The following is a 298-nucleotide window of genomic DNA, read 5'->3' on the forward strand; positions in this document are numbered from 1 at the left end:
CGCTCTATCCAGCTGAGCTAAAGGCACATATTCTGGAGCGGACAACGGGATTCGAACCCGCGACCCTCGCCTTGGCAAGGCGATACTCTACCACTGAGCTATGTCCGCATAATGTTAAGTTTTCCGAAGTGACGTTAACTATTATAACATATTGCTTAGTTAATTGCAACTTCTTATTAATTCTTTAATGGAGCGGGTGATGGGAATCGAACCCACGCTATTAGCTTGGAAGGCTAAAGTTCTACCATTGAACTACACCCGCATATTGATGGTCGGGATGACACGATTTGAACATGCG

2 tRNA genes are annotated in these 298 nt (G+C 45.3%); both read right to left on the minus strand.

Features of this window, described 5'->3' with window-relative positions:
- Positions 1-33 precede the first annotated feature (33 nt).
- Positions 34-108, minus strand: a tRNA-Gly gene (locus tag ACXX53_RS23150).
- Between the two features lie 80 nt (positions 109-188).
- Positions 189-262 (minus strand) — tRNA-Gly (locus ACXX53_RS23155).
- Between the last annotated feature and the right edge of the window lie 36 nt (positions 263-298).

It is taken from the genome of Paenibacillus marinisediminis (assembly GCF_054343325.1).